Consider the following 19766-nt stretch of genomic DNA (forward strand, 5'->3'; position numbering starts at 1 on the left):
GCATTGGAGCCCTATATGAAAGCCAGCATGCTGCGCCGCCATTATGAAGAGCACCATGCCAGCCTGCTCCTTGATTTGCAAAACACTCTTGCAGCAGAAGGCATGACCGTCGGTAATGTCGTCTCTCTGATGCCTGGAATGGACCGGGTCATTCTGCCACAGCGCACGGACTCCCGCATGCCGCTTGGCCGTCTTGCCAGCCTGGGCCAGTCGTTCCAGCCTCCGCAGACTGCCTCCAACAGAACCGTTCAGTCCATCCGCCGTGCAGGCGGCGGTCACATCAATCACACCGCTTTCTGGCGTTTCCTCTGCCCGCCAGGAAAAGGACCCAAAAGCCCCAATGGCCGTGTCAGCCGCGCCATTCAGGAGGATTTTGGCAGTGAGCGCATGTTCCGTCAGGTCTTCAAGGAAGTGGCGATGAATCGCAATGGCTCCGGCTGGGCCTGGCTGACCTACCGGCAGGACGGCTGCCTGATTGCCAGCAGCACGTCAAATGAAGACAATCCTCTGATGAAGGACCATGTGCCCTGGCAGAACAGCGGCCGCCCCATCCTGGCGCTGGACCTCTGGGAGCACAGCTACTACGAGCAGTTCAAAGATGACCGCGAGCAGTACATTGATGCCTGGTGGAAGCTGGTGAACTGGAAATTCGTGGACCGCGCCTACGGCATCGTCACCGCTAAAGCCTGAACCGCTTCACCCCTCTGGATTTCTTCTGGCAAGGCTGGCGGGCCTGCTGCTGTATAATCAGCACAGCCACGCTTTCCCCCACCGCATGAAAAGACTTCTCCTCAGCCTGCTATGCCTGTCCTTCTCACTCCAGGCCGCCGCTCCGCCTGACCATCAGGCCCGTTTCCTGGCAGGTCTGGCCGTAGATGCCACGGAGCTGGAGCCGGAGGCCCGCGAAGAATCCTGGCAGGTCCATGCCTCCTCTTTTCACCGGGCCTGGCTGGACCTGGAGGAGCGCCAGCTCGCCAACATCCGCCTGTGGATGCCGAACACGTTGAACCACATCTATGAGGATACCAGCCCGCTGTTTTATACCTTCAGCGGACCCGACTTCCTCTATGCCAATGCTTTCTTTCCCAACGCCAGCACCTACATCCTCTGCGGGCGCGAGCCTGTCGGCAGCCTGCCGGAGGTCACCGCCCTCAGCTCTGATACCCGGGCCGCAGCGCTGGGCAACCTGCGCACGGCCCTGAACTCCATCCTCAGCTTCAGCTTCTTCATCACCGCCGACATGAAGAACGACCTCAGCCAGACGCAGCTCAGCGGCACTATCCCTGTCCTGTATGTCTTCCTGGCCCGCGCCGGCTGCCGCATCACGGATGCAGAACTCGTCAAACTGGACGATGCCGGCAACCTCACCAGCGGCAAGTCCAAGACTCCTGGCGTGAAGATCAGCTTCATCGGCCGCAGCGGGCGCAATCAGACCCTTTACTACTTCACCACCGACCTCTCCAACTGGGGCATCAAGAACAATCCGGGCTACATGGAGTTCTGCAAAAAGCAGGGCCAGGGCAATGCCTTTGTCAAAGCCGCCTCCTACCTCATGCACATGGATGAGTTTAGCAGCGTGCGTAACTTTTTGTTAGCCAACAGCCGCAACCTCATTGAAGACGACAGCGGCATCCCTTTGAAATACTTCGACCCCAACCAGTGGATGGTCAGTCTCTATGGCAACTATCCCGGCCCCATTGAGCTCTTCAAACAGCACTTCCAAACCGATCTCGACCAAGCCTTTAAGGCCGCCGTTTCCGGTGACCTGCCCTTCGGGGTCGGATACCAGTGGAGGCCCGGCATTTCATCCCTTATTGTCGGCACCGCCTACCGCGCGGTTCCAAAAGCCCAGCCGGTGGAGGAGTGAATAGCCGGATATGAAGATGCCGCCGGTCTAAACAGACCGGCGGCATCCAAGGATAATGCAGCCTACTTGCCCAGCCTGACGAGCAGGTCCTTGCTCTCGACACTCTCGCTGATCTTCACGCAGATTTCCTCCACAGTCCCGGCCTTCGGGGCAGAGACGGCGGCGAACATCTTCATGGCTTCGAGGGTGACGAGGGTCTCGCCCTCCTTCACCTTCTGGCCGACGCTGACGGCGATGCTGGCGACCATGCCGGGCATCGGGGCTCCGACCTGGGAGGCATCGGCGGGATCGGCTTTGATCTTGGAGACGGCATTGACCGCGAGGGCCTTGTTCGTGACCGTGGTGTGGCGTGGGTAGCCGTTGAGCTCAAAGATGGCAGTCTGCTGGCCGTTGGCATCGGGCTCGGTCATGTTGAGCAGGCGGACAAAGAGGGTCTTGCCAGCTTCCAGCTCGATGTTGATCTCTTCCTTCTGCTGCACGCCATAATAATAGGCCGGGGTGGGCAGGGCGGAGATGTCGCCATAGGTCTTGCGGAACTCGGCGAACTTCAGAAACACATCCGGATACATGAGGTAGCTCCAGACATCGTCCTCGCTGGGCTTCTTCTTCATCTTGGTTTCCAGCTCGGCGCGCACGTCCTCCAGCTTCACCTTGGCGGCGTGGGTGCCGGGGCGGCCTTTGATGCGCTTGCCGCCTTTGCCGACGATGGCATCGGCCAGGGAGTTCCACTTCTTGCGGCTGTCGGCGGCCTTGTCAGCCTCCATGCCGTAGAAGGGCTCGCCCAGCCAGCCTTCGAACATGCTGGTGACGTCCTTGCTCCACTTGGTGCCGGTAAGCTGGAAGATGTCGCCAGGCTTCACGCCACGGGCTACGCATTCGATGGCCAGGTCGCCGACGACTTTGGAAGAAGGGGTCACTTTAACAATGTCACCGCAGAGCTGGTTCACCTCCGCATAGGCGTGGGCGATCTCCGGCCAACGTGGCCCCAGGCCCATGCCGATGGCCTGTTCCTTGAGGTTGGTGTATTGGCCGCCGGGCATCTCGTGGAGATAGACCTCGGCGGTGCCGTAGGGCTCGCTGGTATCGAAGGGCTTATAGAAGGCGCGGACGGCGGCCCAGTAGTCGCTGAACTCCTGGAGGGCGGCGGTATCGAGGCCTGTATCGCGCGGGGTGTGCTGGAGGGCGGCGACGATGGAGTTCAGGTTCGGCTGGCTGGTGCCGCCGGACATGGAGGCGATGGCGGCATCGCATACATCCACACCGGCCTCAGCGGCCTCGATGATACTGGCGGCGTTCAGGCCGCTGGTGTCATGGGTGTGAAAGTGGATGGGGATGCCCACTTCGTCCTTCAGTGCCTTGACGAGTTTCTTGGCGGCATAGGGGCGCACCAGGCCGGCCATGTCCTTGATGCAGAGCATGTGCGCGCCCATTTTTTCCAGCTCCTTGGCCAGACGGACGTAGTACTTGAGATCATACTTGTCGCGTTTCGGGTCCAGGATGTCGCCGGTATAACAAAGAGTGCCCTCACAGATGGAAGTCGTGTCCTCGCGCACGGCGTCCATGGCGGCGGTGAGGTTGGGCAGGTAGTTGAGGCTGTCGAAGATGCGGAAGATGTCCATGCCGTTCTGCGCGGCATGTTTGATGAAGCCTTTCACCACATTGTCCGGATAGTTGGTATAACCCACAGCATTGCTGCCACGGAAAAGCATTTGCAGCAGGATGTTAGGCACCTTTTCGCGGATGTCGCGCAGGCGCTCCCAGGGGTCTTCGCGGAGGAAGCGCATGGTTACATCGAAGGTCGCGCCGCCCCACATTTCCAGGGAGAAAAGGTCAGGCGTGCGGCGAGCCACGGCATCCGCCACGGCCAGCATGTCAAAGGTGCGCATGCGGGTCGCCAGCAGGGACTGGTGGGCATCGCGCATGGTGGTGTCGGTGATGAGCAGGCGCTTCTGCTTGGCGATCCAGTCTTTGCAGAACTTCTCCGGCCCCATCTCGGTGAGGATCTGCTTGGTGCCATGGGCCGGCTCCACCTTGTGGTCCCACTGAGGGATGGGCGCACCCAGGAAGGCCTTGTTGATCTTGTGGCCTTTGGCAAACGGGTTGCCGTTGACGATGGTATCCGCAAGGTAGTTGAGCAGCTTGGAAGCGCGGTCCTTGCGGGCGACAAACTTCAACAAGTCCGGGTTGTTATCGATGAAGCGTGTGGTGGCCTGGCCGGTCTTGAAGTCTTCATGATGCACCACGTTCATCAGGAACGGGATGTTGGTCTTCACCCCGCGAATGCGGAACTCACGCAGGCCACGGTCCATGCGGTCCAGCGCTTGCTGATAGGTGCGGCCATAGACCGTCATCTTCACCAGCATGGAGTCATAATAGGGAGTGATGACCGCATTCGTCGCGCCGAGCGCGCCGTCCAGACGGACGCCAAAACCACCGGGGCTGCGGTAGGTGAGGATCTTGCCGAAGTCGGGTGTGAAGCCGTTTTCAGGATCTTCCGTGGTGATGCGGCATTGGATGGCGAAGCCGCTTTTTTCGATCTGGTCCTGCGGTGGCAGGGCCAGCGGCTCCTGATGGATCTGGTAACCCTGGGCGATGAGAATCTGGCTGCGGACGATGTCAATGCCGGTGATCTCTTCCGTGACGGTATGCTCCACCTGGATGCGCGGGTTCATCTCGATGAAGAACCATTCGCCAGTTTCGTGGTCCACGAGGAACTCGACGGTGCCGGCGTGGGTGTAGTTGACCTCTTTGGACAGTTTCACAGCGGCATCGCACAGGCCGTCAATGACCTCCTGTTTCAAACCGTAGCTGGGGGCCTGCTCGATGACCTTCTGGTGGCGGCGCTGCACGGAGCAGTCGCGCTCATGCAGATGCAAAACGTTGCCATGCTTGTCCGCCAGGATCTGCACCTCAATGTGCTTGGCCTTGCCGACGAATTTTTCCAGGAACACGGCTCCGTTGCCGAAGGAACGCAGGGCTTCCGTCTGGGCTTCGTCCAGGAGCTTTTCCAGGTCCTTGGCTTCACGCACCACCCGCATGCCGCGCCCGCCACCGCCAAAGGCGGCCTTGATGATGAGCGGGAAGCCAATCTTCTTGGCGATGGCCACAGCCTCCTTGCGGTCGCTGACCGGGTCGTCCGTGCCTTCCAGGATGGGCACCTTGACTTTGCGGGCGACGTTTCGGGCGGCGGTTTTGTCCCCCATCATGTCGAGGATCTTGGCCTCCGGGCCAATGAAGATGATGCCCGCATCCGCGCAGGCCTGGGCGAACTGGGGGTTCTCCGAAAGGAAACCGTACCCCGGGTGGATGGCATCCACGCCCTTTTCCTTGGCCAGGGTGACGATGCCCTCGATGTCCAGATAGGCACCCAAGGGGCCTTTGTTTTTGTTCAGCTCATAGGCCTCGTCCGCCTTGAAGCGATGCGGGCAAAACCGGTCTTCCGCCGCATAAATGCCCACCGTTTTCAGCCCCAACTCCGTGGCCGCCCGCATCACGCGGATGGCGATCTCGGAACGGTTCGCCACCATCAGCTTCTTGATCGGCCGGATGCCGCCCTTGGCGGCAGGAGGACTCGAGGCAGGAGGCGCGGGGCGAGGGGCTTTGGCGGCGGCTTTTTTGGACATGGTTGGTGGGTTGGGAAAGGTAAAGACAGGCGATTTTCAACGTCTGCGATGCTTTTGCAAGGCTTGGAGCGGATTGCAGCGGCTTAATTTCATGATGCAGTCGCGTGAATGGCCGGAAAACTTGCAATGTTTTCGGGGGCAGCATGACGGATCTAGGCTGGGAAAAGCCCAACGAACCCTCTATGGAGAGGCCGCCGAATTCGAAATTCGGGTCAGGGGGGCTGAGCTTTTCCTCCAAGATCACCCGATTCTTCCTGCCCTAATCTTAGGATGAAAATTTATTTCAAAAAATGCCTCGATAGCCAATAACCAATGCCTGTCGATTTTATTCTTCACATTGATTAACAAAATCGCTTTGTCATCAAATTTATCAATATCCCAAATTCCATGCTCACTATTCATTGTGCATGCATCAAGGTGCTGCATAACCCTAGCCCTGCTGTTGTTCATACTAACTCCGACACGATACAAAGAATCATTGCCAATAAAAAAATATACCCCTGGATGCCAGACAATATTATTAACTTCCGAAGGGAGCTTCAAACCATCTATTATCTCATAATCCATTGACGAGTTATTTGAAAGCAAATCCATAATTTCAAATTTATCGTTCATGAATCCGAACTCCGATTCAAATGCTTCCAAGATTTTCACTTTAAGGCTTGTTTTCATGTATTTTATTGCAGTGCTAATCAAAAACTAAATTTGATTAACCATAAATAGCTTACCTGGAAAATTATCGTGACTGCATAAATTTCTAACAGTTAACCAACGGACAATGAGGGGCCGAGTGCAGTTTTTGCGCTTAACTATGTACCATTCTTGCCTGGCATCTTATCTGATGGATTTTCCGAAGTAAGTAACTCTTCTCGAGACTCGAAATGCTCGTTATAGCATTCTTGGTAGATTTCAGGAAATTTTTCGTGCTTTCTAAGCCTCTTAAAAAGAGGCCAGGATTTGTAAAAAACTTTATCGAAATCAGAGTCATGTTTTAGCTTTTTCATATATTCGAAAGCCACATCCCAATCGTCCTTCAACACAGCAACTGCAAGGCTAAACTTACCCATTGAAGAAGACCAATCGTGCTTATCTAGAAGCTTTAAACATGCTTCATCTTGCCCATTCCATTTATATGCCTGAGCTAGATTAATAACCATAATTCTCTTTGAAGCGTCACTTTTATGTTTCATTTGGTTTTGAGTGAAAAACTCTAAAACCTTTATGGATATTTGATAATTACCTTTCTCAATGAGGGATAAAGACATGTCGTTCAGATTAGTGTCGATATTAACTAGATCATCTTTCAATAAATTACGCCAAACGACGTGAGCAAGTTTAATCCCTATCTCATAGAGGCAATTATAGCAATTATCGAAATAACCACTTGGCATTCCAAGCGTCGTCCCAATAACTGTTCCCTGATCGATATTACATTTATGATCACCGCAAACCTTAAGATATTGCGATGAAACTTTTCCGTCCGTATGTACAAAAAGATTTCTCCTTTCTGTGAGTTCTACAAAGTTCGGCCAACTTTCCAGTCCTTTATTAAAAGGAGTTTCCAATTTTTTCTCTAGCCACTTAAAGTGGTCGATATGACTCTTTCTCAGAACTGTTTCAATTTCCTTTTCGATAATAAACTCACGTGCCGCATCAATACTTTCAAAATTCTGGAGTTCCGAAAATGATAATTGCCGTTCAGATAAATCCAAGATCGAAGGTTGAACTTCGAGGATAAATCGTATCAATTTCCCAAGAAATGCATCATAGGTGCATACCAAAGCCACTAGTAAATTTCGAGGCATCAGCCGATGAGCCGATCTCATGCTCATAAGTTGCGAATTCAGACGTCGGTAGTCTGATATTTTGGAAGGAGGGATGTTAAATCGGAGTAGCTCCTCAGTATCTTCAACTTCAGTTCCATACTTTTGAGCGAACTCTTTCATTTCTCGCTCTTTCTCCATGGTAATATAGGTGAAGAGCATCATAGAGCCCTCAAGAGAAACTTTGATTGCCTCAAGTTCTTCGGCGTACTGATGAAGCGCTGCTACAAGTCTTCTAGCGGGAGATTCGGGGCTCATATATTCATCTTATTACATCAATATTTTATTGATCAATATTATTTTATTTATTCTTAATAGAATACTGTTTTTGTAATATTCGATAAGGTGCTAGGCGAATGGTGAGAATTTGAGTTCAAAGTGTTGATTATCAGCAATTATTTCATGAATTACTGACTCCGGCGTGTGCGCGTTTGGCGGCATCGATTTGATGGTGGGTGGATGACGGTGCAAGCGCTGCGATCCAGTGGGAGAGAGAATTGGGGGTAGCGGGGTCAGGTAATATTTTGAAGATCAGGATGAGGGGTGGGAGCGTGGGCGGGGTGTCTCGCCCTTTTGGGGCTCTGGGTCCTTTAGGAGGTGCGGCACCTTCCCCAGGGCTGCGCTACGCTTGCCCTGGGCTTCGTTGTTTCGCCCCTTTGGGGCTGGGGGATAAAAGGGGATAGCGTGGGGTCTGGAATTGCTGTCTGGCAGCATTTTCAACCGAGAGGTACACCGCTGGCATCCCTCTGGGATGCGACCTTGAGAACGAGGGTTGAGCCCTTTACCAGGAGTGCGCTTCGCTTACTCCTGGCTACCTGCGGGGATGCCTCCGGCATCCAAAAACGGGTTCAGGAAGCGATTCTTGTCAGATATGAACTTTCACTCGTATCTCACCCATCTGACAACAGAACCAGGAGTAGTCGCGTCCTTTTTGACAGGATATCGTCATCTGGCCGGGTTCAGGCGTCACTTCGTGACGCACCCCTTGGAAAGCGAAATCGCCGACATCATTCCGGGGGTTAAAAACGCCCCGGCTACGGATCAAATGTCGCTTCGCGACAGCAAACTGTTACCCAACGGTGCAGGTTGAGCGAGGCGGGTGGGGAGCGCACGCGCCCTCGCGTGCTAGGGAAGGCGCCCCCGCCTTCCGTCGAAGCTCCATGAGGTTCAGCTATCGGGGGGTGTGCCTTCAGAGGGTACCTGGAAGGCCGTGGCGCGAGGGCGCACCACGGAACACGCGGGGGCGCGTGTGCTCCCCTTGCGTCGCTGCGCCCGCAAGGGCGTGGTCCATCTCCACTCCCCGCAGGGCACGGCACCTCCGGCTCGCGTCAACAACGGCAAAACGGATGGCAAAAAGATGTCTGGTAAAAGATAAAGAGGGGGATGTTTTCCATTTTTTACCAAACAACTTTTTGCCAGTCTCAGACGGTTTTAATCCCATGGACGCTGTCAGACACAGGCGGGACGCCCGTGCTCCATGCTGAGATTCCGGGATTGCCCATATTGAGGCTAAATCGGATCAGCTTTTGCGGGTGACCTGGATGTCCTGGCGGATTTTCAGGCGACCGAGGGGGTGCTGGCCGATGAGCCAGACTTGGAGGGTGCCGGGTTTTTTTAGCAGGTGGGCGGGGATGGTGGCTTGGCCTTGGCGGCGCTGCTCGGGGGTGAGGACGAGGGGGTGGCGGCCGTAGCTGTCGGCTTCGTTATAGAGATAGATGGCGGCGATCTCGATGTTTTCGGAGGTGAAGTGGACGGTCCAATCCTTCTCTATTGGGGCGGTGCCGGGGGGGAGGCGGAGGTGGAGGTCGGCAATGGCGAACTGGCAGGCAGGACTGGGGGTGCCGTCGGGTCTAACCATGTGTGCGGTGTAGTTGCCGCAGGTGGTGAAGGTGCGTTCCACCAGGCCGGGACGGGTGAGGGGGATCTCTTCCACGGGTTTTCCATTGCGACTGATGACGAGGGTTTTGACGCCGAGGGCATCGTGGTCCATGACGTTGATTTTGACTGGCTGGCCTTTTTGATAAGGCACCCAGTCGCCGAGGTCGAGCAGGAGGGTGCGGTTGATTTGCGGTGGGGTGGCGTCTAACAAGTAGTTGGGAAAGAGGAGGGATTCGGCGCGGTTGCTGCCCCTCCAGGCATCGAGATCGGTGATGCGGAAAAGCTGTTTGTTTTTAAGTGCCAGGTGGGCGGCGAAGTCGGCAGGGCTGCGCTGGGTGGTTTTGGTGGTGGGAGGACGGCTTTCTTCGACCAGGACGGAGACGACCTGGCCCTGCTCATCTTTGGTGACGGCGGTGACCATTTCGATGTGGGAGCCGGAGGTGGCGGAGGCATGGGGGGTGTAAATGACATCACCGACCTGGGCGGCCTGCGCGGTCTGCGGCTGGACAAGCTCCACGCCCTGGCCGACGCCTGGCCCGTGGCGGCGGCTGACCTCAGGAATGGCGCACTGCAGGGCATAGCTGGTGAAGGAGGAGCAGACGGTGCCGTAGAAGCCGGCTGAGTTCGGGGTCTTGTCGGCGAGGTTTTCCGAATAAAGGACGCTGAGCGGGTTTTGGACGGCGGCCAGGAAGGTGCGCAGGTTGATGTCGAAGCCGATGTAGCGGCCCTCCGACTTGACGCTGGAATAGGGGACGCCGGTGTATTCCTGTCCCTGCTGGAAAAAGCCGCCTTTTCGCGACGGCATGGTGCCGGCCACAGGGGTCCATTTTACCTGGGAGAGGATGTGGGCATGAGCGGCGGCGGCGGCCTGCCAGTTCTCGCGGGCAGCGACGGGCGGCTGGGGCAGCTCATCGGCGAGGGCGGCGAAGGGCGAGAGGCCGAGGATGAGCCAGGCGTGAACGCCCATGCGAGACAGGAAGGCCGGTGCGTGCATAAGGCAGAGGTGACGTGGGGCCGGGAGGGAAGCTTTCAGGGGAGGCGGGTTTTGTGCCTCTTTGCGTGCAGCTTCAGGTCGATATTCTTGGTCGCTCCAGTGATGCGAGAAGACTCTGTCGAGGTTCAGGTGTTGGTTGCCAGGAAGCCGAGGTAGGGTATATTCAGATTATCAAGGAAAGACACGCCATGTCACATCTGGAGATTCAAAGGCTTGAGAACCAGTTTCCCTCCTTGTCCACGGAGGCGTTTGCTGCCGCCCGTAGACGGGTTCTGGAATCTGGCCAGAGTGTGCTCCAGTCTGAAGGTGGCTTTGTCTTTCGGGTCTTTCCGGACGGAACCAAAAGGAAGCTGAAGGAAATCGACCCGCCGGTGCAGGTGGATCTGAAGAAAGTTTATATCCTTCGTTAAGCCGCATGGAGGCCCTCCGAATGCGAATGTTTGCCGGGCCGAATGGTTCTGGGAAAAGTGTTCTGAAGTCCTATCTGCCGACACCTCTCCTGGGGGTTTATCTGAACGCCGATGAAATCGAAACAGGCGTGAAGCACCTCGGATTTTTAGATCTCCAGGCATTTGGGGTTGAAACCACGGTGGAGGAGATCCTGCCGTTTTTCCAGGAGTCGGCTTTGCTAAAGCAGCAAGGACGATCCGCAGCGGCTGAAGCATTACGCTTTGAGGATCATCGGCTGCATTTTCCAGGTGGAGGGATGGACTCGTACCTGGCCTCTGTGACGACGGCTTTTTTGCGCAAGAAACTGCTGCAGATGCAGATGAATTTTACCTTTGAAACGGTGATGTCCCACCCGAGCAAAGTGGATATGCTGAAACAGGCCCAAGAGGCTGGCTACCGGACTTATCTCTACTACGTGGCCACGGATGATCCGGCCATCAACATCTCGCGGGTGGAGAACCGGGTGAAGCTCAATGGGCATGATGTACCTGCTGATCTTGTGGTGAAACGATATTACCGTTCGCTGGAACTGCTGATGGAGGCCATCCGCTACACGCACCGGGCTTACATCTTTGACAATTCGACCGACAATGCTGACAACACGCATACGTGGCTGGCAGAGATCACGGACGGCAGCCGCATGGAGTTTAAGACGGAGCAGATCCCGGCGTGGTTCAAAAGGGCGGTGCTCGACAAGGCCCAGGGCGGCTGACTGAATGAAAGGCACGTGGCGTCCATGGGAACAAAACCAGTTCGTACGCATGTGAATGTGTGACAAGTGGATGGGAATTGTGACGTAGCATGGTATTCATCCTTTATGCCCTCTGTACTCGCCTTATTCGCCCATCCTGATGACATTGAATTCGTGGCCGCCGGCACGATGCTGCTGCTGAAGGAGCGCGGCTGGGACATGCACTACATGAACATGTGCACGGGGAATGGCGGATCGGTGGAAATGGACGGGCCGACGACGGCGCGCACGCGGCTGGCGGAGGCGGAGGAGGCGGCGCGGATTCTGGGGGCTAAGTTTTATCCGCCGATCGCGGATGATCTGGAGCTGGTTTACAGTGTGCCGCTGCTGCGCAAGGTGGCGGCGGTGGTGCGGGAGGTGAAGCCGACGATTGTGCTGACGCATTCCCCCGCCGATTACATGGAGGACCACCAGAATGCGCAACGGCTGGCATGCACGGCGGCGTTTGCGCATCCGATCCAGAATTTTGTGACGGATCCGCCGCGCGATTCCTTTCTGCATGATGTGACGGTGTATCATGCGATGCCGCACGGGCTGTGTGATCCGCTGCGCAAATGCATCCATGCCGGGGCGTATGTGAACACGACGAAGGTGCATGCCACCAAACGCGAGGCGCTGGCAGCCCATGCCTGCCAGAAGGACTGGCTGGACGTGACCCAAGGAATGGACTCCTACCTGGTCAGCATGGACGAGGCCTCACTGAAGGTGGGGGAGCTGTCCGGGCAGTTTAAGTATGCCGAAGGCTGGCGGCGGCATCTGCACCTGGGCTTCAGCGCAAATGCGGTGGATCCGCTCCAAGACGCGCTGGGGGAGGACTGCGTGATCAATGGAGACTATGAGGCGTGGCTGAAGGTCTGAACCCTTGGCTTCAGACCTCGACCCGTTCAGCCCCCTTCCCTGCTTCGGCACTCACTTTAAATCGGTCACCTTCACCCCTTGCTTGTAGCCTTTGAAGCCGTAAGCGGTGGGGGTGTAATCACCGACCAGGGAGACATCCGCTTGCGCGGGGACCTCGAGGCCAAGACCCCAATAAACACCGTTCACGACAAGGCGGCGCAGGCTTTCGTTGGTGAGATCGGTGGCGGCGCCCATGGTGGTGGTGAGCACTTTGTTCTCCGTGCCTGCCCCATTTTTCACCAGGCGGGTCCAGGCGATGGGCATCATGGGATCGTTCACGGGCTGCTCCTTCTTGTCGGTGGCGCGGGGTTTGACGTGATCCGCATGTCCGGAATCGGGAGTCATGCCTTTGAGCACCCGACCGCGCATCAGTATCTTCGCATCGGCGGGCGGATAGGCTTCATAGACATCGCTGGTGCCGAAGACATCGGTCACGCCACGCAGAAGCGGATCAGTTGCGTTTGCCTCTTCGATGACACCCTCGCAGGCCTCGAACTTGTGCTTGCCCCAGTGGCTCACCCAGGTCTCGCCCAGGACTTTTTTGCCCCAGCCGCCGTCCTGGTTCCAGTTCCAGGCGGCATAGGGGCTGTCCTTCGGGATGCCCGAAAAGGCATGGGTGCTGGTGCGCAGGGCCACGATCGGAATGCCACGCTTCACCGCTGCATCAAACTTGCCCAACGTGGCCTCGTCCCAGTTACGGAAACGCAACAGCATGATGATGGCATCCGCAGAATCCAGTGCCGCCGGATTCGTCAGGCTACCTCCCGCTGTGGGGTCAACGGTTCCCTCCGCATCCACGGAAAACAGCACCGTGGTCTTGAAGCCATGTCGCTCGCTGAGCAGGCGCGCGAGCATGGGCATGGCCTCCTCGCTGCGGTATTCCTCATCCCCGGCCAGCAGGACGACATGCTTGCCCTTGGCCTCGCCTTTGGGTTCGTAGCTCAGGAAGTCATCGGCAGCAAAACAGGCGCTGAATAGAAGCGCGGCGGCCAGGGTCAGAAAAGTACGGCGGATCATAAGGGATATGGGCGGATGGATGGGATGGAAAAAGGGTGCAGCTAAAAATCACTTCGTCACCGTCAGCGTGCCCCACATGATGAGGGCGTGGCCGGGGAAGGTGCAGACGAATTCATAGTCGCCGGGCTGGCTGGGGGCGCGGACTTTGAGCTGCTCTTTCTGGCCGGGCTCCAGCAGCCGGGTGGCGGCGATGATGTCCTTTTCAAACTTGGCGGGCAGGTAGGCGCGGCCCTGCTTGTCCACCTTGTCAGGGGTCATGGTCATGGCGGCATTGCCGATGTCCATATGCTTTCCTGGCGACACGATGACAAAGTTATGTGGCATGACGTCATCATTTTCAAAGATGACCTCAAAGGAGCGGCCCGCCTTTACCGTGAGCTTGGTCGTGTCATACCGCAGCTGCTCATGCACGGTGTGGACGATGAAGACATCCACGCTGACGGCGCTCAGGGCTTTCAGCACCGTTTCGGCGGCATCCCCCTGGAGGGCGGCCATCTCCTTGGCGGCGGTGATGATCTCCACATAGTCCTGGCCGGAGCGGTCAGCCGGAGGCACGGTTTTAGCAAAGGCGAGGACGCTGTCGGTGAGCGGCTTCGCCTTGGCGGCATCCCAGTTCTTTTTGGGGAACTTCAGCAGCGCCTTGGCCGCTGCAGTGCGTTCCTTGCCGGCGATCAGATGGTCCGCAGCAATGGCGAAGTTGGCCGAGGCCTGGGTCGGACTCATCAGCGGCAGTGCGGCCAACACCGCGCGCAGGGTGGCGGCATCCGCTTTGCCATCCGCAAGCAGCGCGGTCAGCAGAGGCTGAAACTTGGCACGCAGGGAGGCCTTCGTGGCCGGGATCTGGGCGATGGATTCCAGCAGATAAAGCCGCGCCTTGCCCGTACTCGCCTGCCAGATTTCATCCGGGCTGGCATCGGTGATGACCAGCGCTGCATAGGCGGCACGGATGACCGGGGGTTGTGTGCCCTCGGTGGCCAGGGCCAGGATGGCCTCACGATGGCGCAGCAGGTGGCCTTGGATTTCCAGCACCAGCATCTTGCCGATCTCCTCACCGGTCGTATTCAGCCTGCCTCCCGCGGCATCAATGATCTGCAGCAGTTTCACTATCTCCAGCGTGCGGTCATTGCCGGTGAGCTTGACCAGTTCCGTCAGGGCATTGGCACGGACGTCGGCAGGCAGCTTGGGACGGGTCAGCTTTTCCATCAGCACGGGCTGGATGTCCGGCAGCTCTTTGAGATCGGCATCGCTGCTTTTGGAAATGTACTCGGCCAGAGCCTCAGGATCTTTCGGCAGCAGCCTGGATTTCAGCACGCTTTGCAACCCTCTGCGGCACTCGCCAAAGACGTGGTCAATGTAATAGTCCGACGGCTGTTTCAGCACGTCATAAGCGATCTCCAAGGCCTTCTCCGCATCCGGGCTGGGTTGGAAAAAGCTGAGGGCGCGCACGCCGTGCATGCGCACGCGGGGATCTTCATCATTCACAGCGGCGCGCAGCAGATCCAGGGCACCGGGCACCTGGTCCTTCCAATAACTGAGCACGCGGGTGGCGGCGGCACGGGCGCGGGCATCCGGAGAAGCCAGCACCTGTCTGAGGAGGTCTGCATCCAAGACGTCCACCCACTGATGCGTCCACAGCGCTTCCAGGCGATGGTGCTCATACTCGGGGTCTGACTTGTCCAAGGCCGCCGCCCACTTTTTGGCCGCGGCTGCCACTTCCTTGGCGTCATGTTTGGCCAGCTCCACCTTGGCGAGCTGCCGGGTGATATCTTCCCATTCCTTCAGCAGCTCCAGCAGATTGGCGATGGGTTCACCATGAATCTTCTTGGGCTTCAGCAAAGGGCGGCCCTCATAGGTCATCTTGTAAATGCGGCCATGTTTCTGGTCGCGGTTCGGGTCGCGCAGGTGATGCTGCATATGGCCGATGATGGCATTGGACCAGTCACAGAAATACAGCGCTCCATCCAGGCCTACGCTCACACAGGCCGGACGGAAAGTCGGGTAGGCAGCGGGATCCGCCTTCACGAGATCCTCCACCGTTTCCCCCTTCATGCCGGAGCCATCTTGCGTAAGTTTAACACGCCAGATGCCCTGGAAGCCGATGACGTTGCAATTCAGGAAGTTGTTTTGAAACTCCTCAGGAAAGTGGCGGCTGCTGATGATGCCATTGCCCGGACTCGGACGTGCGGGCCGGTCCCAAAAGGGATTCATCTTGGCGCTGCCGCCGCCTTCACGCGGGAGGTAACATGAGGAGGCCTCGGCAAAGGTGTTCACATTGCCGGTGGCATCGGTGAAATAGGAGTTGCCCCAGCGGTCCCAGATTTTCCCATGGGGGTTCACCGTTGCATTGGTGGTGAAACGCTCCAGCTCGTTGCGGTTGATGTCATACCGGTAGATGGCTCCGTTGGTGTTGCGTACCACGCCATTGATGGTCTCCACCTGGGTACGATGGAAAACACCATCGCTGGGATAGATGGCACCACCGTTGTCATAGCTCAGGTAGCATGTCTCATGGTGGCTGTCCGCTGCGCACAGGCCCATGAGGATGCGTTCGCGCTTGTCAGCTCTGCCATCCCCATCGGTATCGGCGAGGTAAACCAGGCTGGGTGACTGCATCACAATAACGCCGTCTTTATAAATCTGAAAGCCGGTGGGGCAGTTCAGGTCATCAGCAAAGGTGGTCATCTTGTCCGCCTGACCGTCCCCATTGGTGTCTTCAAAGATGAGCAGGCTGTCCCCTTTCTTGCTGGTCGGCGTGCGCTCAGGATAGTTCAGCCAGGCGCTGACCCACAGGCGGCCTCGGGTATCCCACTGCATGGCCACCGGGTTTACCAGTTCCGGGAACATTTTCTCATCGGCAAAGAGCTGGATCTTCATGCCGCTGTGCACCTGGATATCCTTCATCTTTTCCGTGGCATCCGGGATGGCCACCAGACCGTCCTCTGTGAAGGTCATGCCGGTCATCGGCACCTTGTTGAACTCCTTGCCTTCCTTGGGATCAGGCATGTTGGTGGGCACTTTTTCCACTGGCGGCAGGTTGTCATCCTTAACCACAAGATCTCCGCCTTTGGCGATGGCCCACACCCGCAGGTCGCGGTTGGCGGTCTTGACATCACGCTGGGTCATCTCCTGCTGCATGACCTGGTAATTGGAGATGTAGGGTTTCTCGGGGGTTCTTTCGTTCTGCTTAAATCCGCCGACTCCGGCCGCATACGCCAGGCCGCTGCGGCCTCCGTAAACATTGTAACCATCCACCGTGCGGTAGCGCTGATGCCACTCCCAGTTTTTGTCCACAATGGCCAGGCGCAGTTTTTCATTCACCTGCGGAGCCTCCTGGCCGGCCAGCGATTTAAAGGCGGCTTCAGCCACGGCTTTGTCTCCCTTTTCATTCAGATACAGGCCGTTCAGGCTCATGGGATCGCCTAACCGGATTTGCGCAGAGGGGGCGAAGAGGTCCACAAAGGTCACGCCATTGGCTGCAGCCACCTCGTTCATGGCAGCGGTATAATTCTGCAAATTCGTGTTCTTTTCATCCACCGGTGGCAGGCTTGGACTGGCCAGCTTTTCCAGGGCGATGGGTGAAAAAAGAACAATGCGCGGAGAGGCCCGGCCGCTGAAGTTCTTCGCCTTTGTCTCCTTCAGAAAGGTATCCAGGTTCTTCCTGAACTCGTCCAGCCCCTCGTATCCTCTGAACGATTCGTTGTTGCCGTAAAAGGCAAAGATGACATCCGCCTTCACTTTCGCCAGCCATTCATCGCGCGTACCGAAGTTGTCCACGCGATGCCATGTCTGCACCTCATCTCCTGAGAAAGCCAGGTTTCGAAAAGTCAGGTCCTTGTCTGCATTCGCCTGGATGATCATCGCCTCCAGCCAGCCATAATGCTGCGAGCGGTCAGGCAGGACATTGCCCAGAATGGCAATGGAATCGCCTTTGTTAAACTCGACCTGCGCGCTGACTGGCGCGGCCAGGCCGATCACGGCGAGGAAAATGGAAAGGCTGATTTTCATGCAAGGTAGGAACAAAGCGGAAAGGGAAAACGGGCTGTAGCCAGGTTCCTTTCGCCCAGCCTGGACTTCATGGACTCAGGGCCTGGGCAAGGAGGGTGAGGCTGGCATTGCCGCCGCTCAGGACGCAGCCGATGCGCTGGCCTTTCAGGGTGGACTGATGTTTTTTGATGGCGGCATAGGCCAGTGCACCCGCCCCTTCGGCGAGGTTGTGCGTAGCCTGGAGGAGGTCGCGCATGGCGGTGAGGGCTTCGTCATCGGTGACGGTGACGATGTCATCGGCATAGCGCATCACCCATTGGAGGGCGAGGTTATCCGGGGTGCTGCAGGCGACGCCTTCGGCCACGCGGGTGGTGCTTGTTTGAATGACCTTCTTTTGCTGCTGGAAGGAGAGGGCATAGGCGGGAGCCTGGGCGGAGACGACGCCGATGAGGCGGGTCTTTAAACCCAGTGCCTCCCGCGCAGAAGCGACGCCGCAAAAGCCGGAGCCGAGGCCGATGGGGATATACACAGCATCCAGGGGAGGGGCGGACTCGAAGAACTCGAGACCATACGTGGCCACTCCGCGCACGAGCCAGGGATGGAAGGAGGGCACAGCGTGCAAGCCTTCCCTGGCGGCCAACTCGCGGGAGTGCTCCAAAGCTTCTTGAAACTCACGGCCATGCTCGATGAGCTCTGCGCCGAGCGACCGCATGGCGGCGTTCTTGTCCGGGTTGTTGCCCTTTGGCACAACGATCACAGCGCGGACGCCGCGCTTGCTGGCATTCCAGGCGATGGACTGGCCATGGTTGCCGGTGGAGGCGGCGATGACGCCGGGGGTATCCGGCCGAGTCTTTAAAAGCTCATCCAGATACACCATGCCCCCGCGCACTTTGAAGGCGCCTAACGGGGTATGGTTTTCATGCTTCACCCAGACCTCGCAACCGGTGCTTTCCTGCAACAAGGGCCAGGCATAACAAGGAGTTGGGGGAATGTGCGGGCTGATGAGCGCGGCTGCGGACTGGATCTCCGCGAGGGAAGGAAGGCTGGGCGTGGCGTGGCTCATCGGCTTTCGGGACGATCACGCAGGCTGCGGCTGCGGGTGGGATCGTCCAATACGGACTTGTGCCAGGCGGACAAATTTTCACTCATGGATGCCACCTTCTCCGGCATGGACGAAGCGAGGTCATGGGTCTCGCTGATGTCCTTGGAAAGGTCGTACAACTGCCAAGGTTCTGTATCCGCACGGCGGGTCAGTTTATAGTTTCCATCCCGGAGGCTGCGCCATTGTTCTTTGCGTCCCTGGTTCCAGACCCAGTGCAGGGCGGTGTGTGGCGAGGGCGATTCGCCGAGCAGGGCTGGCAGCGGATTCTTGCCGTCAATGAAACGGTCTTGAGGCAAATCTCCACCACTGATGGCGAGGGCGAGAGGCAGGACATCCAGGCTGGAAAGCATATGCTGGCAGACGGTGCCGGCTTTGATTTTGGCAGGCCAGCGCACGATGGCAGGTACGCGGATGCCGCCTTCATGGGTGGTGATGCCGCCATCGCGCAAAGGCCGGTTTGACTGCACTTCCAGGCCGCGGTCCTTCAGCATAAAAGCGCCATTGTCCGAGATGCACAAAATCATCGTTTGTTCGCGGACGCCCGCCGCATCTACGGCGGTGAGGATGCGGCCGATAGCCTCATCCAGCGCGGTGAGAACGGCCTGGAATCGGATCTTTTGATCCGGCTCATCCGGCGGACTGCCGTATAGCGCCAGGTATTTGGCGGATACTTGCCATTCGATGCTTTCTCCGGGTTCGGTATTCGCCGTGCTGATGAAATGAGCGGCGTTGAAGGGGATGTAGATGAACCAGGGGCTGGCCTTTTGGCGCTGAATGAAGTCAATGGCTGCATCCGCAAAGAGGTCCGTGGCATACCGGCCCGTCAGGTCTATGGGTTCGCTGCCTTTGCGCATGTCGTTCTGACCGCGATAGAGATGCTTGTAGTAATGGATATTTCCTGACATGTGGCCGAGGAACTCATCGAAGCCCCGGTCAGTGGGGCGATAGCCGGGTGCGAAACCGAGGTTCCATTTGCCAAAGGCGGCGGTCTTATACCCCAGCGGCTTCAGATATTGAGGAAGGATCTTTTCCGTGAGGGGCAGGCCGGTGCCGCCCATATTCTCCTCAGGACTCAGCTGGTAATTGAGTCCGTTGCGCTCAGGATGCCGGCCGGTGAGGATGGCCCCGCGTGAAGGGGTGCAACTGGGAGCTCCAGTATAGAAGTCTGTGCAGCGCACGCCCTCCGCAGCCAGGCGGTCCAGATGGGGTGTCTTCACCTCCGGGTTGCCATAGCAGCCGAGGTCGCCGTATCCGACATTGTCAACGAAAAGGAGCAGAATGTTGGGCTTGGAATCAGCCGCTCCGGCAGGACCAGTGGCCGTCAGAGTAAGGAGGAGAAAAAGGAGGCGGGCGGGTTTCATGCGGGATGGCTGAGGTCGC

13 protein-coding genes are annotated in these 19766 nt (G+C 57.5%); 5 read left to right on the plus strand and 8 right to left on the minus strand.

Features of this window, described 5'->3' with window-relative positions; genetic code table 11:
- The first annotated feature begins 27 nt into the window (after positions 1-27).
- Both WJU23_RS18750 and WJU23_RS18755 read left to right on the plus strand, forming a co-directional pair.
- Positions 28-690, plus strand: a complete 663-nt coding sequence (locus WJU23_RS18750) for a superoxide dismutase (protein WP_346334146.1) — start codon at positions 28-30, stop codon at positions 688-690.
- A gap of 85 nt (positions 691-775) precedes the next feature.
- Positions 776-1867, plus strand: coding sequence for a hypothetical protein (locus WJU23_RS18755; RefSeq protein ID WP_346334147.1), 1092 nt, complete (start codon positions 776-778; stop codon positions 1865-1867).
- A gap of 62 nt (positions 1868-1929) precedes the next feature.
- Here WJU23_RS18755 and WJU23_RS18760 read toward each other — a convergent pair whose 3' ends face one another.
- The 4 genes from WJU23_RS18760 to WJU23_RS18775 form a co-directional block, all read right to left on the minus strand.
- Positions 1930-5490, minus strand: coding sequence for a pyruvate carboxylase (locus tag WJU23_RS18760; protein ID WP_346334148.1), 3561 nt, complete (start codon positions 5488-5490; stop codon positions 1930-1932).
- Between the two features lie 240 nt (positions 5491-5730).
- The gene (locus tag WJU23_RS18765; RefSeq protein WP_346334149.1) at positions 5731-6162 is read right to left on the minus strand and encodes a hypothetical protein; all 432 of its coding nucleotides are present in this window, start codon (positions 6160-6162) and stop codon (positions 5731-5733) included.
- A gap of 137 nt (positions 6163-6299) precedes the next feature.
- Complete coding sequence (locus tag WJU23_RS18770) at positions 6300-7571, minus strand: hypothetical protein (protein ID WP_346334150.1); 1272 nt, start codon at positions 7569-7571, stop codon at positions 6300-6302.
- Between the two features lie 1261 nt (positions 7572-8832).
- On the minus strand, positions 8833-10185 hold the full coding sequence (locus WJU23_RS18775) for a hypothetical protein (RefSeq protein WP_346334151.1): 1353 nt from the start codon (positions 10183-10185) through the stop codon (positions 8833-8835).
- Between the two features lie 65 nt (positions 10186-10250).
- On the opposite strand from WJU23_RS18775, the gene WJU23_RS18780 reads away from it, so the two are divergent.
- From WJU23_RS18780 to WJU23_RS18790, 3 genes are all read left to right on the plus strand, one after another.
- Positions 10251-10595: a hypothetical protein gene (locus WJU23_RS18780; RefSeq protein ID WP_346334152.1), complete on the plus strand. Its 345-nt coding sequence runs from the start codon at positions 10251-10253 to the stop codon at positions 10593-10595.
- Positions 10596-10600: 5 nt separating this feature from the next.
- Complete coding sequence (locus tag WJU23_RS18785; RefSeq protein WP_346334153.1) at positions 10601-11347, plus strand: zeta toxin family protein; 747 nt, start codon at positions 10601-10603, stop codon at positions 11345-11347.
- Positions 11348-11452: 105 nt separating this feature from the next.
- Entirely contained in the window at positions 11453-12244 is a 792-nt protein-coding gene (locus WJU23_RS18790; protein WP_346334154.1) for a PIG-L family deacetylase, read from the plus strand.
- A 51-nt stretch (positions 12245-12295) separates the two neighbouring features.
- On the opposite strand, the gene WJU23_RS18795 is transcribed toward WJU23_RS18790, so the two are convergent.
- From WJU23_RS18795 to WJU23_RS18810, 4 genes are all read right to left on the minus strand, one after another.
- Positions 12296-13300: a ThuA domain-containing protein gene (locus tag WJU23_RS18795; RefSeq protein WP_346334155.1), complete on the minus strand. Its 1005-nt coding sequence runs from the start codon at positions 13298-13300 to the stop codon at positions 12296-12298.
- A 48-nt stretch (positions 13301-13348) separates the two neighbouring features.
- Positions 13349-17305, minus strand: coding sequence for a PVC-type heme-binding CxxCH protein (locus WJU23_RS18800; RefSeq protein ID WP_346334156.1), 3957 nt, complete (start codon positions 17303-17305; stop codon positions 13349-13351).
- Positions 17306-17372: 67 nt separating this feature from the next.
- The gene (locus WJU23_RS18805; RefSeq protein ID WP_346334157.1) at positions 17373-18347 is read right to left on the minus strand and encodes a threonine dehydratase; all 975 of its coding nucleotides are present in this window, start codon (positions 18345-18347) and stop codon (positions 17373-17375) included.
- A complete protein-coding gene (locus tag WJU23_RS18810; protein ID WP_346334158.1) occupies positions 18344-19747 on the minus strand; it encodes a sulfatase-like hydrolase/transferase in 1404 nt (467 codons plus the stop codon). Before WJU23_RS18810 ends, WJU23_RS18805 begins: the two co-directional genes overlap by 4 nt.
- Between the last annotated feature and the right edge of the window lie 19 nt (positions 19748-19766).

This window comes from Prosthecobacter sp. SYSU 5D2 (assembly GCF_039655865.1).
Classification (GTDB): Bacteria; Verrucomicrobiota; Verrucomicrobiia; order Verrucomicrobiales; family Verrucomicrobiaceae; genus Prosthecobacter.